This window comes from Streptomyces chumphonensis (genome assembly GCF_014779715.1).
GTDB lineage: Bacteria > Actinomycetota > Actinomycetes > Streptomycetales > Streptomycetaceae > Streptomyces > Streptomyces chumphonensis.
On sequence record NZ_JACXYU010000016.1, the window covers coordinates 105,539 to 119,567 of the forward strand.

Sequence of the window (14,029 nt, forward strand, 5' to 3'; positions counted from 1 at the left end):
CTCAGAACGGAGTGAACATGAGCATCACCTTCCACTGGTTCCTTCCCACCTACGGAGACAGCCGCCACTTCGTCGGCGGCGGGCACGGTCTGGCGTTGGCCAAGGTCGGTGAGGAACGGGAGGCATCCATCGGGTACCTGACCCAGGTGGTCCGGGCGGCGGAGCAGCTCGGGTTCGCCGGGGCACTGACCCCGACCGGCTCCTGGACCGAGGACGCCTGGCTCACGACGGCCATGCTCGCGCAGACGACCGAACGGTTGAAGTTCCTCGTGGCCTTCCGTCCCGGCTTCGTCAGCCCCACCCTGGCCGCCCAGATGGCCGCGACGTTCCAGCGCCACTCGGCGGGTCGCCTGATGGTCAACGTCGTTGTCGGCGGCGAGAGTTGGGAGCAGCGAGCCTACGGTGACTTCCTCGACAAGGACGGGCGCTACCAGCAGGCCGACGAGTTCCTCCACGTCGTGCGCGGCCTGTGGGCCGGCGAGACCGTCGACATGGAAGGACAGCACGTGCGGGTCGAGAAGGCACGACTCTCCCGGCTCCCCGATCCGGTACCGGAGATCTACTTCGGGGGCTCGTCCCAGGCGGCCGGCGCGGTCGCGGGCCGACACGTGGACAGCTACCTGACCTGGGGGGAACCGCCCGCCCAGGTGGCCGAGAAGATCGAGTGGATCCGTGGCCTGGCGGCACGCCACGGTCGCACACCGCGCTTCGGGGTGCGCATGCACGTGATCACCCGTGACACGTCGGAGGAGGCGTGGGCGGTGGCCCGGAACCTGCTCGCGGACTTCGACGAGTCGACCATCCGGAAGATCCAGGAGGGTCTGCGGCGCAGCGAGTCGGAGGGGCAGCGAAGGATGCTCGACCTGCACGGGGGAAGTGCCGAGCGCCTGGAGGTCTACCCCAACGTCTGGGCGGGAATCGGTCTCTTCCGAGGGGGCGCGGGAACGGCGCTGGTGGGAAGCCACGAAGAGGTCGCTGACCGCATCGCCGAGTACCACCGGGCGGGCGTCGAGGAGTTCGTGCTCTCCTCCCACCCCCATCTGGAGGAGGCGTACTGGTTCGGCGAGGGGGTGATGCCGCGGCTGCGGGACGCCGGGCTGTGGTCGCCCCCCGGGGCCCGGCCGGACCGACGTGCCGACCGGGCGGATCAGGTGCTCAGCGGGTGACCGTGGACGGGGGCCTCAGCTGCCGGTGGCCTCGCGCCAGGCCTCCAGGTAGGAGTCGAGCTCCTTGTCGATCGTCTGCCAGTCGGGAGTGAAGATCTCCACTCCGTCCAAGGCCTTCCGTGCCCGCTCGGCGTACTCCCCCTCGGGAGTGACGTCGGTGCGGGACGGGAAGCCGCCACCCGCGTCGCTGATCATCTTCTGTGCCTCCGGACTGACGAGGTAGTCCAGCAGCTTCTGCGCGTTCTCCTGCTGCGGTCCCCCCTTGACCAGCCCGCCGGCGTAGGGGAGGGAGAACGTGGTCGGAGCCTTGCCCTCCATGGCGGGGAAGAAGATGTCCTGGTTCGGCATGGCCTCGCGGTTGGCGAAGCTCATCTGGACATCGCTGTTGGACACCAGCAACTCGCCCTTGTCGACCTTGGGCACCAGCGCCCCGGTGGATGCGGAGGGACCGACGTTGTTGACCTGGAGCTTCTTCAGGTAGTCCATCGCCGGTTCCAGACCGCCGAAGTCGTGCATGCTCTTGATGACCACGGCGGTTCCGTCACCCGCCACACCCGGGGTGGAGTACTGGAAGCGCCCCTTGTAGCTGCTGTCCAGCAGGTCCTGCCAGGTCTCCGGCGGCGCGTCGAGTTCCTCGGTGTTGTAGATGAAACAGAAGTAGTTCTTCACCACGGCCGTCCACATGCCGTCGGCGTCCTTGTCCGAGTCGTCGATCTTCTCCCAGCCCGCGGGGCGGTACGCGTCGAGAAGCCCCCGGCTCTGCGCCTGCTGGATGAACGGGGGCAGGGTGAGCAGGACGTCCGCCTTGGTGTTGTTGCGTTCGCGGGTCAGGCGCTGCACCACCTCGCCGGACCCGCCCTCCACGTAGTTGACCTTGATACCGGTCTCTTCTTCGAACTTCTTGAACGCACGGTCGTAGAAGCCGTCTCCACTTTGGTACTTGAGGCCGTCCGCGCTGTAGACGGTGACCTCGTCCCCACTGTTCTCCCCGGCGCAGCCGGTGGTGAGGAGGGCCAGGAGAGCGGCGCCTGCGATACCGGCGCGCAACGTGTGACGCATGAAGGATCCTTGTCGGTTTCGGGAGCCCGCAGGCCCCGGAGGGACATCGTCCACCCACCGGCTCAGCGGTAGGAGGCTCTGTTTCGCAGACGGTTGAGCAACAGCAGGACCAGAAGGGTGGTGGTCATCAGCAGGACCGCTTGCGCCGACCCGATGAAGACCAGCCCCCGGTTGGTCGCCGCGTAGATGGCGACGGGCAGCGGAAGCCAGTCGGGCGGATAGAGCATCATCGTGGCGCTCAACTCCCCCATGGACAGGGCGAAGCACAGAGCCGTGGCACCGCTCAGCGAGGGAAGCAGCAGCGGTAGCTTCACGTGCCACATCACGTACGTCGGTGACGCTCCCAGACTCGCCGCGCTCTGTTCGTACACGGGGTTCAGGCGCAGGAGCGCGGCGGCCACGGACTGGTAGGCGAAACCGGTGACGAGGACCGCATGGGCCATGACGACGATGCTCGGTGTGCCGTTGAGAAGGACGGGAGGTCGGCTGAAGGCCACCAGCAGGGCGAGGCCGACGACGACGGAGGGGACGGCCACGGGCAGCATGAACAGGCTGTCGGTCAGGCGCCGCAACCTGGTCATCCTGTGGACGACGATGGCTGCCCAGGTACCGACGACCAGGGCGATCAGCGAAGCCGCCGCGGCGGTGAGGAGCGAGGTGGTCAGCGCGTCGAGGGCGTCACCGGAGGTCACCGTGGCGTAGTGCTCGGAGGTCGGCCCCGAGGGCAGGGCACCACTCCAGTTGGTCGAGAAGGAAGCGGCGAAGACGACGGCGAAGGGCAGGGCGAAGACCGGTAGGACGACGAGGGCGAACCCGGCGTGCACCAGTCCGCGTGCCCGCGGGCTATGTACCAGCACGGCGACCTCCGGACGCGCCGAGCGTTCCGGCTCGGTAGAGAAGGTAGAGGGACACGGACAGCACGACGCTGACCACGGCGACGACGCAGGCGGCCGGGTAGTCGTAGTCGAAGATCGCCTTGGTGTAGACGAGCAACGGCAGAGTCACCACGTCCTTGGCACCGGTGAACAACACGATGCCGAAGTCGTTCAGGCTCATGACGAGGACCAGGGAGCCACCCGCGACGAGGGCCGGGCGTGCCTCGGGGAGGATCACCTGCCGGATGACCCGCCCCGGCCGGGCACCGAGGGAGGCCGCGATCTCCAGTTGTGAGGTGTCGAGTTGGGAGAAGGCCGCCAACAGAGGGCGCATCACGAACGGGGTGAAGAAGGTGATCTGGGCCAGGAGCACGCCCCAGGGAGTGGCGAGGAAGTCCACCGGTCCGTTGGACGCCCCGGTCGCATCGGACCAGATGCCGTTGACCATGCCGGCCGAGCCGTAGACGAAGACGAGCGCGAGGGTGATGAGGAAGGAGGGGAAGGACAGGAAGATGTCGATGAACCGGCTGATGAGGCGGGAGCCGGTGAAGGGGACGAAGGCGATCACCAGCGAGAGGCCGAACCCGAGGAGCAGGCATCCCGCCGTGGCGCCGAGCCCGATGTACACGGTGGTGAACACGGCGCTGCGGAAGGCCTGGGAGTCGAAGGTGGACTGGTACACCTCCAGGGACGGCGCGCCCGTCTCGGGGGAGAAGGATTCCCACACCACCAGGGCCAACGGGTAGAGCAGCGCGAAAGTGATGCACAGGAGCGGCGGTAACAGCCACAGGCCGCTGCGTGAGGTGCGACGCCGGGTGGCCGGGCGGGGGGACGGCGGCCGGGTGACGGCTTGGGGAAGGGGAGCGGGGAGGGGTGCCTCGGCGGTCGTCACCGCACTCGCCCCGCGCGCTGGACCGGGCTCGTTGGCAGGTCGTCGCCCGGTTTGTCGGGAAGCAGGACGGCGTCCTGCGGAGCGAAGGTCACCGTGACCGTGTCGCCGACCCGGGGAGGGTCGCGCAGCTCGGCGACGTCCACGACGAGGGTCTCGGGGCCGAGGTCCAGGTAGAGCCGGTGGGTGGCGCCGCGCCACTGCAGTTCGGCGACCCTGCCGCGTAAGCCGTTGCCCGTCGGCTGCTCGGTGAGGCTCAGGTGGTGGGGTCGGATGCACGCGAGCACGTCGACTCCCGGGGAGACGATCTCCGGAGCGGTGACGAGCAGTGTGGTGCCGTGGTGGTCGACCTCGGCCCGTCCGTCCGGAGCGTGTGCCCGGACCACGACCGGAAGGAGATTGGCGCCGCCGAGGAATGTGGCCGTGAAGTCGTTGCCCGGTTCGCGGTAGAGCTCCTGGGGCGTTCCACAACTGACCAGTCGTGCGTCCCTCATGACCGCGATGCGATCGGCCAGGGTGAGTGCCTCGACCTGGTCGTGGGTCACGTAGAGGATCGAGACGTCGGGGAGTTCGCGGTGCAGCCGGGCCAGTTCCGCGAGCATTCCCGAGCGCAGCTGGGCGTCGAGCGCGGAGAGGGGTTCGTCCAGCAGGAGGACGCGGGGCCGGATGGCCAGGGCTCGCGCGATCGCCACCCGCTGCTGCTGACCGCCTGACAGCTCTCTGGGGTAGCGACGCGCGAAGTCCTCCATCCCCGTCATGCGCAGCGCTTCCCGGACGCGGGCGGGGATCTCCGCACGAGGCGTCTTGTGAGCGCGCAGGCCGAAGGCGACGTTGTCCGACACCCGCATGTGCGGGAAGAGCGCGTACTGCTGGACCACCATCCCGATGCCCCGGCGATGCGGCGGAAGCCCGGTGACGTCCTCACCGCCGATGTAGACCCGACCGTGCGCCGGGGTGGCGAACCCGGCGACGGCCCGCAGCGCCGTGGTCTTGCCCGAGCCCGACGGCCCGAGCAAGGCCATGACCTCGCCGGGGAGGAGGGTCAGATCGAGTGAGTCCAGGACCGTGGTGGCTCCGTAGGCCACGGAGACGGACTCGAAGCGTATGCCTGAGCGGAGCCGGCCGCCGCCGCTACCCCCGTGTGGTGCGGGGGGCGCCGGCCTGTGTCTGACGAAAGTGGACACGATTCCCCTTGGATCAAGACGACGGGCTGTACCTCGTGTGATGCGGGAGGGCGCGATTCGGCCGAGGGCCGGTGGGGTATCCGGACGTGGTGGTGGTACCCCGCACAGCGGCACGGAGAAGGCCCGGCAGCCCGGAGACCCAGCCGGCCGGGGGACGAGCGGCCTGTCCTTCGACACGGCACGTCCCCCTGTGCCACTCGCCGGGCGCCACGCTGTTCCCAGCCAGCCGCGCCTGACCGTCCCCTTCGATCTGTCGCCCCTCTCACCAGCGATGCATCAGCCATCATTCATGGATCAGTAGGTGCTGTACAGACGGGCGTCAGCCACGGCGCACGCGCGCCCCGCCCCTCCTGAACCACTCGCCGTAGCGCATCTCCGCAACGGCCGGAAGACCGCCGCGCCGGGGAACCACCAGGCAGTGCGCCCGCCGCCGAGAACCCGCGGAACCACCACCCAACAGGCCGGGCCCTCGCGCGGCGACGCGTCACAGCGCACCGGGTGGCCGAAAACGCGTGGTTGCGGTCGTCTCCCGTCGGGCTTCCGGCCGCGACCGCCCCCAGCTCAGTTGACACCAATGAATACTGTTGATATCAATCGTCTTATGGATGAAGTACTGGGCGTTCGCCTCATGCCGCCGGCGGAGCTTTCGAATCGGGACCGAGCACGCCTGCTCGCTCCCCTGCTGAAGGTCCTGGCCGACGAGAACCGACTCACGATCACCCTTCTCCTCGCCGAGCACTCCCGCACGGTCAAGGAACTGCAGCAGGCGACCGGCCTGAGCCAGACGTTGGTCAGCCACCACCTGGCGACCTTGCGCGACCAGCAACTGGTCACCTCCGCCCCACGGGGCCGAGCCAACGTGTACACGCTGTGCTGCGAGCAACTGGGCACCCCGGTGCGGTGGCTCGCCTCCCTGGCCGCGCTGACCCCCGAGGGCGCCGCCGCCTGCTGCAAGGGTGAGTGGCCGGGTGAATAGCTGGGGCGAGACCTTTCAGACGTTCGGAATCATCGCGGCCGAACTGGTCGCGCTCTTCCTCGCCATCTCCTTCCTGGTGGCCCTGTTCAACCGGCGGGTGGGAGCCAAGCGGATCCAGGGCTGGCTGGGCGGGGGCCCGGTCGTCGGGCCCCTCAAAGGCGTCGCTCTCGGAGCCCTGACCCCCTTCTGCTCCTGCTCCACACTGCCCATGCTCGCCGGCATGTTCAAAGCGGGCGTACCGTTCGTCACGGCGGCGAGCTTCCTCGTCGCCTCCCCCCTCCTCAACCCGATCATCCTGACCGCGGTGGCCGTGATCTTCAGTCTCCCGGTCATGCTGGGTTACGCGGCCGTCGCCTTCGTCGGCAGCCTGCTGATCGCGGCGAGCTGGAACGCCTTGGGACTCGAGCGCTTCGTCAAGCGCGTGCGCGTGGAGGGGGAGAAGGCGGAGGAGCCCTGGCAGGGACTGCGCGCCGAGATGCCGGGCGCCTGGCGCTCGGCCCGGTCGGACTTCCGTCCTCTGGTCCTTCCCCTGCTGGTGGGCGTGAGCATCGGCGCCTTCATCTACGGAGCCGTACCCGAGTCCTTCCTGACCGGATTCGCCGGACCGGACAACCCCGCGGCCATTCCGGTCGCCGCACTGATCGGTATCCCTCTGTACATCCGCACGGAGGCCGCCCTGCCGATCGGCCTGGCGCTCTCGGAAGCCGGCATGGGGATCGGCGCGGTCTTCGCCCTCATCATCGGTGGTGCCGGGGCGAGCATCCCCGAGGTCAGCATGCTGACGGCCATCTTCAAGCCGCGGCTCGTGGCGACCTTCGTCGCCTCCATCCTGCTGATGGCCATCGCCGGGGGCTTCATCATTCCGCTCTTCGCCTGACCCGGCGAGCCCTCGGCTCCTGGCGTCGGGCCGTGACGGCGGCCACGCGCCCGGAGCAGGACAGTACACACCACCCACCTCGCACCTCGGCACGACCAGCGCAACCACAGGTGAGAACACACGTTCTACAGGAGGACGCATGGACAGCGTGATCGAGCTCCGCATCGCCCTGGTAGGGGACAAGGGCAACCACGCGGAACCCGCCCATCCCAAGATCGAATCGCTGCTCGACGAGCTCGGAACCCCTGCCGAATGGCTTTCGACGGAGAAGATCACGGGTTCGGCGGACCTGGAGGGCTTCCACGGCATATGGGTGGTGCCCGGTGCGCCGTACCTGAACGAGGCGGGCGCCCAGCACGCCGTTCGGGTGGCTCGGGAAGCCGGCGTCCCGTTCCTCGGCACCTGCGGCGGCTTCTTCAGCGCACTGATAGGAAACGCGCTGGCCAACGGCGTCGACGACGTCGCGGGCGTGGTGGAGGACCAGGATCGCTACATGGCCCTGGCAACACCGTTCACGTGCTCGTTCACCGGGGAGAAGGCACCTCTCACCGTCAAGAGGGAGTCCCGGCTGGCGTCGATCTACGGCCACCCCGACGACGTGCAGGAAGTGTTCCACTGCTCGTGGTCGCTGAGCCGCGCGTTCATGGAGGCCGCGGTCGAGGGAGCCATGGAGTTCGTGGCCTGGGACGCCGACGGCGCCCCGCGGGCGTTGGAGGTGAAGGAGCACCCCTTCTTCGTCGCCAGCCTCTTCCAGCCGGAGCTCTCCTCCACCGCCTCCTCGGTGCACCCCGTCATCGCCCGTTTCCTGGAGGCTGCCACGCGGCATGCCGCCAAGACCGGTCCGGTCGCGACGTGAGGAGCCGCACGGGCGCCCCGCGCGCTCTCCGGCTTCGACCCGATCGGTCCTTCCGTGGTTCACCTTTCGGCCGCTGTTGATTCCGGCCACGCCGCGCCCCGGGGACGAGGGTTTCAACCGCCCGCCCGGGGCGCTCGCGAGCGCGGAATCCGGACCAACACTCGCCTCAACGGACGCCTACGTCCCAGCCGTTCGCCCCACTCACGCGCGGTCGGCTGCGAACGGTCGGGCCGCGGCAGAACCGACCGCGTCGCCCGGTCGGTCCACCCCGGGACGGGACCGTTCCGCATCCTTCATCAGGCCAGGTACGCCCCCCTGTCCGAGCGCCCCGGACCCGAGAGGTGGAGGCCCCTACCCCGTAGGGCGCACCGGCTGCCCCGGACGGTCGGATCGACGCACCTGAGCACCACCACGCGGTCCGGGCCAAGCAGTCGAAGCCCGGGCCCCGGGGCGCGGCCGGAGTCGCACGGCACACGCCGCGCGGGCCCCCGGCGCTCCCGGCGGCGGGGGCGCCGACGTGGCCGGAAAGTGCCGTCCCGCGAGGAGGCGGAGCGACATTGTCTTTTCACCGAGGGTTCTCATATCAATCATCGTTTGTTTAATATCTCCTGGCGTTGGCCCCCGTTGCCCCAGGAGGACCGTGCATGTCCCGCAATGCGTCAAACCTGGTACCCCCCGCACACCACGCGTCAGTGAGCACAGCGCCCGGTACCTCCGGGACTCCACACGCCGGACGGCTCCGCAGACGCGCTCTCCCGGCCGCCGTGCTCCTCCTCGGCTCGTTACTGGCGTCCTGCGCCGGAGGTGACACCGAGACCAGTGCCCTGAGCATCAGCGGTTCCACGACAGTGGCGCCCGTGGCGGCGGACGCCGCGGAATCCCTTCGCAAGCAGGGTCTTGAGGCCACCGTTGCCACGCAGGGTGGCTCTGCCGGCGGAATCTCCCAGCTCGGTGCCGGGCAGATCGACATCGCGATGAGTTCGAAGCCGTTGGGCGAGGAGGAACGTTCGGCTCATCCGGACACCACGTTCCACACGACGCAGATCGGCACCGACGCGGTCGGCGTGATCACCACCAGGGAAGTGGCCGACGCCGGTGTGGACGACCTCACCAAGGAGCAGGTGCGCGACCTCTTCGAGGGAAACATCACCAACTGGTCGGAGCTGGGTGGGCCCGACCTCGAGGTCTTCGTCTACGACAAGGAACCCGGCCGGGGCACCCGTGAGGCGTTGGACTCCTACCTCTACGAAGGGGCCACGCCCCCGCCGCCCCCCGAGACCGACAACTTCGCCATCGTCGGCGGAAACCTGGAGACGCGAAGCAAGCTGAAGTCGACGCCCGGGAGCGTCGCCCCGCTCTCCACCGGGTTCATCGAGGGTCATGACGACCTCGTCGCCGTGACGCTGGACGGCGTCTCCCCCGAACCCGGGAACATCGCCTCCGGGGACTACCCGATGACGCGCCCCCTGTACCTCATCACGGACGGTCGGCCTCAGGGCAGGGCGAGGGACTTCATCGACTACGTGCTCTCGGGTACGGGCCAGGAGCACCTGACCAGACACGGCTATCTGACGCTCGAAGAACTCGGGAAGTAGCGGATGCCCACCACCTTGCGGGCACGGCCCCCGACCGCGCCGACCACGCCGCGGCGCCCCCGGCCACCGCACTGGGTCCTGGCACTGGCCCTCACCGGCGCGGCATCCGTGGTCACCATCCTGCTGCTCATCGGCGGTTATCTCGTCGGCGGCATCTCCGGCGGCACCGTCGACTGGATCACCCTGCTGACCTCGGCTGAATGGAGCCCTGCGCACGGCTCGTTCGGCGCTCTCTCCATGATCTTCGGGACCGCGGCGGTCGGTGTCCTCGCGCTGGCCCTGGCCGTCCCCGTGGGCTGGGCCGCGGCGATCGCGTTGACCGAGTACCTGCCGCCACGCCTGGCCCGGCCGTTGCGCACATGTGTCGAGTTGCTCGCCGCCGTCCCCTCCATCGTGTACGGCCTGCTGGGCATCATGGTCATCCGCCCGCTGATCTCCTCGGTCGCGCACGTGCCCGGGGGCGACAGCCTGCTGGCCGCGGGCATCGTGCTCGCCATCATGATCGTGCCGACCGTGGTCGCCGTGAGTGTCGACGCGCTCTCCGCGGTTCCCGACCGCTACCGCGAGTCCGGATACTCGCTCGGGCTCACCCGTCGCGAAGTGATTCGCTCCGCGGTGCTCCCGCTGGCCCGCACCGGCATGCGAGCCGCGGTCCTCCTCGGCCTCGCCCGTGCACTGGGCGAGGCCATCGCGGTCTACCTCGTGGTCGGACGGGCAGACGGCCGCCTCCCGGACGGCATCGGCGGGCTTCTCGACGCCCTGGTCCGTCCGGGGCAGACTCTGACCACCAAACTCGCCGGACCAGAACCGGTGTTGGCGGGCACCTCGGGGCCGCACTTCGCCGCTCTGTGCGGCCTGGGTGTGCTGGTCCTGTCCCTCGTGGCCGCTGCCACGGTGTGGAGCACCCGGGTGGGTGGCCGGCGGCACGAGGCCGGGAAGCCGCCCACCGTCCGGTCGGCCTCGTCCCTACGCGTCCAGCAGGACCGGGCCACCGCCGTGCTGCGGCTGGCCGCCCTCGCGCTTCCTGCCGTGCTCCTGTTCGCCATGCTCATCATCCTGCTGGCGAAGGGAAGCACGGCATTCGATCCGGCGTTCTGGTTCACCCCGGCATCCGGCAGCGCCGAGGGCGGAGTCCGCGACCAGATCCTGGGGACCGTGCTGCTGATGGTGACCACGGGGTTGATCGCGCTACCGCTCGGGTTCGGCGCCGGCGTCTTGATCGGTGTCCGAGCCTCGGCCCGCACCGCCCGGCTGCTCCAGACGGTGACCGTCGTCGTCGGCGGCACTCCGACCATCCTGCTGGGCCTGACCGGTTTCGTCCTGTTGTCCGGCGCCCTGGGATGGGGGCGCTCCTGGCTGGCGGGCACCCTGGTTCTGGTCCCCGTCGTCGTCCCCGTGGTGGCCCTGTCCACCTCGGCACGCGTCAGGGGCATGCCACAGGAACTGACGGAGAGTGCGATGGCGCTGGGGCTTTCGCGGTCCCAGTACATCCGCTCCGTCGTCATCCCCTATTCCTGGCCCGCCACGATCACCGGCCTTCTCCTCGGCCTGGCACGGGCAGCCGGGGAAACGGCACCTCTGCTGTTCACCGCCACCGTCTTCTTCGGCGCTCCGGCGCTTCCCGGCGGGGTGGTGGACTCCCCCATCCAGGCTCTCCCGACCCACATCTTCACGTTGTCACAGGACTCCGGAGACCCCCAGAGCATGACGCAGGCCTGGTCGAGCGCGCTCGCCCTGGTGATGATCACGGCGGTACTCCTCAGTGCGGCGGTCGCACTGCGCAACCGCCGGGAAGGAGAACGATGGACAGCGTGATATCCGCGAGAGACCTGCGGGTGAGCATCGGTGGCAAGACGCTCGTCGGTCCGGTCGATTTCGAGCTGCCGCACGGATCGACGACAGGTCTGTGCGGCCCGTCCGGCGCGGGGAAGTCCACCGTGCTGCGTGCCCTCGTCGACCTGCTGCCCACCGGCCTCGTCCGGACGGGTGAGCTGCGCGTCCTGGGGGACCCCGTGCGGAACGGCAGGGCCGAAGCCGCGTTGAGGGCCAAGGTCGTGCTCGTACCGCAGACGCCCGTCGTCTTCGGGGGCAGCATTCTGGACAACGCCCTCTTCGGCATCCGACACGTGGTGAGGGCGCCCCGACAGCTGTTACGGGAGCGGGCCGAACTGGCCCTACAGGAGGCAGGTCTGTGGGAGGAAGTACGAGACCGTCTCGACGTGTCGGCCCAGGTCCTCTCCGCAGGCCAGCGCCAACGTCTCTGTCTGGCGCGGGCCCTTGCCCTGGACCCGGCCGCGCTGCTCCTCGACGAACCGACCAGCGCCCTTGACGAGCGCAGCCGCGACACCGTCGAGGAGTCGGTCGCCGCGCTACGGGGACACCGCACGGTCATGCTCGTGTCGCACGACACGTCGCAGGTCGAGCGGTTGTGCGACCGGACGGTGCACCTCGGCCACCTGGCCGAGGCACAGCCGAGCGCCGCGCTTTCCTGACCGTCCGCACGCGGGGATCGGGCGGCTGCGGCCCCCCGCCGGCACGTGAGAAGACCGGCACGTGAGAAGAGGTGTGGGACGCATGGAGGGCGACCAGGTGTGGCCGGCGGCGGGCGCGAGCCCGCCACCGGCCACCACCCGCCGGCGCGACGAGGTCACCTCACCGGTGTCACCAGGCTGCGTTCGGCGAACTTCCGGCGCCAGGCGAGGGAGACGTAGACCAGGGCGACGAGGACGGGGACCTCGATGAGGGGGCCGACGACGCCGGACAGCGCCTCGCCCGAGGTGACGCCGAAGGCGCCGATCGCCACGGCGATGGCCAGCTCGAAGTTGTTCCCGGCGGCGGTGAAGGCCAGCGTCGCCGTGCGGTCGTAGGCGATGCCGATCGCCTTGCCGAGGGCGAAGGTCCCGAACCACATGAGCGCGAAGTAGACCAGCAGCGGCAGGGCGATCCGGGCGACGTCGCCCGGCCGGCCGGTGATCGTCTCGCCCTGGAGGGCGAAGAGGATGACGATCGTGAACAGCAGCCCGTACAGCGCCCAGGGGCCGATCTTCGGCAGGAAGCGGCTCTCGTACGCCTCGCGGCCCATCCTCTTCTCCCCCAGGCGGCGGGTGAGGTAGCCCGCCAGCAGCGGGATGCCGAGGAAGATGACCACGTTGACCGCGATCGTCCACATGGAGATGTCCAGCTGCTCGCCGTCGCCCAGGCCGAGCCAGCCGGGGAGCAGGTCGAGGTAGAACCAGCCGAGCAGGCCGAAGGCGAGGACCTGGAAGACGGAGTTGACCGCGACCAGGACGGCGGCGGCCTCCCGGTCGCCGCAGGCGAGGTCGTTCCAGATGATGACCATGGCGATGCAGCGCGCGAGGCCGACGATGATCAGGCCGGTGCGGTACTCGGGCAGGTCCGGCAGGAAGATCCACGCCAGGGCGAACATCACGGCGGGGCCGACCAGCCAGTTGATGACCAGCGAGGACACCATGAGCTTCTTGTCGCCGGTGACGGCGTCCAGCTTGTCGTAGCGGACCTTGGCCAGCACCGGGTACATCATGATCAGCAGGCCGAGGGCGATCGGCAGGGAGATGCCGCCGATCTCCAGCTCGGCCAGCGCGTCCCCCATGCCGGGAACGACCCGGCCGAGCCCGAGGCCGACGGCCATGGCGAGCAGGATCCACACCGCCAGGAAGCGGTCCAGGGTGGAGAGCTTGCCGACGACGGCCGCGCCCTCCTCATCGGGGGGCGCGGTCGTCTTGGGGTCCGTGGTGGTCACGGGCAGGACCTCTTTCGTGCGGTGTCCAGGGTGGCGCGGGCGGTGGCGGCCAGCTCGGTGAACGAGGCGGCCAGGGCCTCGATGACGTCGGGCCGGAGCTTGTAGTAGGTGAACCGGCCGCACGGCTCGGTCTCCACGACACCGGCCTCCCGCAGCACCCGCAGGTGGTTGGAGAGGTTGGTCTGCCGTGCCCCGGTCTCCTCGACCAGGTGGCTGGTGCACAGCGTCTCGCGGGCCAGGAGGGTCACGATCTGGAGCCTGAGCGGGTCAGCGATCACCCGGATCAGGTCAGTCTCGACTGACGTCATCATGGACTGATACTGTCACATCACCCGGGGCTGATACCAGTCCGGTTCCGTCGTGAGACAAGAGAGACCCGTCATGCCCGAGAAGCCCTCCGTCCTGTTCGTGTGCGTCCACAACGCCGGGCGCTCGCAGATGGCCGCCGCCTGGCTGACCCACCTGGCCGGGGACCGTGTGGAGGTCCGCTCGGCCGGATCGGCACCGGCCGACGAGGTCAACCCCGCCGCCGTCGAGGCGATGCGCGAAGTCGGCATCGACATGTCGGCGGAAACGCCGAAGGTCCTGACGGTGGACGCGGTCAAGGCCTCCGACGTCGTCATCACGATGGGCTGTGGCGACACCTGCCCCGTCTTCCCCGGCAAGCGCTACCTGGACTGGAAGCTCGACGACCCGGCGGGACAGGGCGTCGACGCCGTCCGCCCCATCCGGGACGAGATCAAGACCCGCATCGAGAACCTCATCGCCGAGATCGCCCAGGAGGGCACCGAA

14 protein-coding genes are annotated in these 14,029 nt (G+C 69.4%); 8 read left to right on the forward strand and 6 right to left on the reverse strand.

Annotated elements, in window-relative coordinates; genetic code table 11:
• The first annotated feature begins 17 nt into the window (after positions 1-17).
• Complete coding sequence (locus IF129_RS23090; RefSeq protein WP_191211730.1) at positions 18-1,166, forward strand: LLM class flavin-dependent oxidoreductase; 1,149 nt, start codon at positions 18-20, stop codon at positions 1,164-1,166.
• A 15-nt stretch (positions 1,167-1,181) separates the two neighbouring features.
• Here the strand turns inward: IF129_RS23090 and IF129_RS23095 are convergent, their stop codons facing one another.
• The 4 genes from IF129_RS23095 to IF129_RS23110 form a co-directional block, all read right to left on the reverse strand.
• Complete coding sequence (locus IF129_RS23095; protein WP_191211731.1) at positions 1,182-2,225, reverse strand: 2-aminoethylphosphonate ABC transporter substrate-binding protein; 1,044 nt, start codon at positions 2,223-2,225, stop codon at positions 1,182-1,184.
• A 62-nt stretch (positions 2,226-2,287) separates the two neighbouring features.
• On the reverse strand, positions 2,288-3,082 hold the full coding sequence (locus IF129_RS23100) for an ABC transporter permease (protein ID WP_191211732.1): 795 nt from the start codon (positions 3,080-3,082) through the stop codon (positions 2,288-2,290).
• The gene (locus IF129_RS23105) at positions 3,069-3,992 is read right to left on the reverse strand and encodes a 2-aminoethylphosphonate ABC transporter permease subunit (RefSeq protein WP_191211733.1); all 924 of its coding nucleotides are present in this window, start codon (positions 3,990-3,992) and stop codon (positions 3,069-3,071) included. The genes IF129_RS23100 and IF129_RS23105 overlap by 14 nt, the downstream gene beginning before the upstream one ends.
• Complete coding sequence (locus IF129_RS23110) at positions 3,989-5,074, reverse strand: ABC transporter ATP-binding protein (protein WP_318153899.1); 1,086 nt, start codon at positions 5,072-5,074, stop codon at positions 3,989-3,991. The genes IF129_RS23105 and IF129_RS23110 overlap by 4 nt, the downstream gene beginning before the upstream one ends.
• Before the next feature lie 700 nt (positions 5,075-5,774).
• Between IF129_RS23110 and IF129_RS23115 the strand changes: the two genes are divergently transcribed.
• The 6 genes from IF129_RS23115 (at position 5,775) to IF129_RS23140 (ending at position 11,969) form a co-directional block, all read left to right on the forward strand.
• A complete protein-coding gene (locus IF129_RS23115; RefSeq protein ID WP_191211735.1) occupies positions 5,775-6,149 on the forward strand; it encodes an ArsR/SmtB family transcription factor in 375 nt (124 codons plus the stop codon).
• Positions 6,130-7,026: a permease gene (locus tag IF129_RS23120; RefSeq protein WP_318153900.1), complete on the forward strand. Its 897-nt coding sequence runs from the start codon at positions 6,130-6,132 to the stop codon at positions 7,024-7,026. The genes IF129_RS23115 and IF129_RS23120 overlap by 20 nt, the downstream gene beginning before the upstream one ends.
• A gap of 139 nt (positions 7,027-7,165) precedes the next feature.
• The gene (locus IF129_RS23125) at positions 7,166-7,882 is read left to right on the forward strand and encodes a CTP synthase (RefSeq protein ID WP_191211736.1); all 717 of its coding nucleotides are present in this window, start codon (positions 7,166-7,168) and stop codon (positions 7,880-7,882) included.
• 644 nt (positions 7,883-8,526) lie between these two features.
• On the forward strand, positions 8,527-9,477 hold the full coding sequence (locus IF129_RS23130; protein ID WP_191211737.1) for a phosphate ABC transporter substrate-binding protein: 951 nt from the start codon (positions 8,527-8,529) through the stop codon (positions 9,475-9,477).
• A gap of 3 nt (positions 9,478-9,480) precedes the next feature.
• Entirely contained in the window at positions 9,481-11,292 is a 1,812-nt protein-coding gene (pstC, locus tag IF129_RS23135) for a phosphate ABC transporter permease subunit PstC (RefSeq protein WP_191211738.1), read from the forward strand.
• Positions 11,280-11,969: an ATP-binding cassette domain-containing protein gene (locus tag IF129_RS23140; RefSeq protein ID WP_191211739.1), complete on the forward strand. Its 690-nt coding sequence runs from the start codon at positions 11,280-11,282 to the stop codon at positions 11,967-11,969. The genes pstC and IF129_RS23140 overlap by 13 nt, the downstream gene beginning before the upstream one ends.
• A 155-nt stretch (positions 11,970-12,124) precedes the next feature.
• On the opposite strand, the gene arsB is transcribed toward IF129_RS23140, so the two are convergent.
• On the reverse strand, positions 12,125-13,237 hold the full coding sequence (arsB, locus tag IF129_RS23145; RefSeq protein ID WP_191211740.1) for an ACR3 family arsenite efflux transporter: 1,113 nt from the start codon (positions 13,235-13,237) through the stop codon (positions 12,125-12,127).
• Complete coding sequence (locus IF129_RS23150; RefSeq protein ID WP_191211741.1) at positions 13,234-13,548, reverse strand: ArsR/SmtB family transcription factor; 315 nt, start codon at positions 13,546-13,548, stop codon at positions 13,234-13,236. The genes arsB and IF129_RS23150 overlap by 4 nt, the downstream gene beginning before the upstream one ends.
• Before the next feature lie 70 nt (positions 13,549-13,618).
• Between IF129_RS23150 and IF129_RS23155 the strand changes: the two genes are divergently transcribed.
• The coding region (locus IF129_RS23155) for an arsenate reductase ArsC (RefSeq protein ID WP_191211742.1) at positions 13,619-14,029 on the forward strand (411 nt) is incomplete at its 3' end.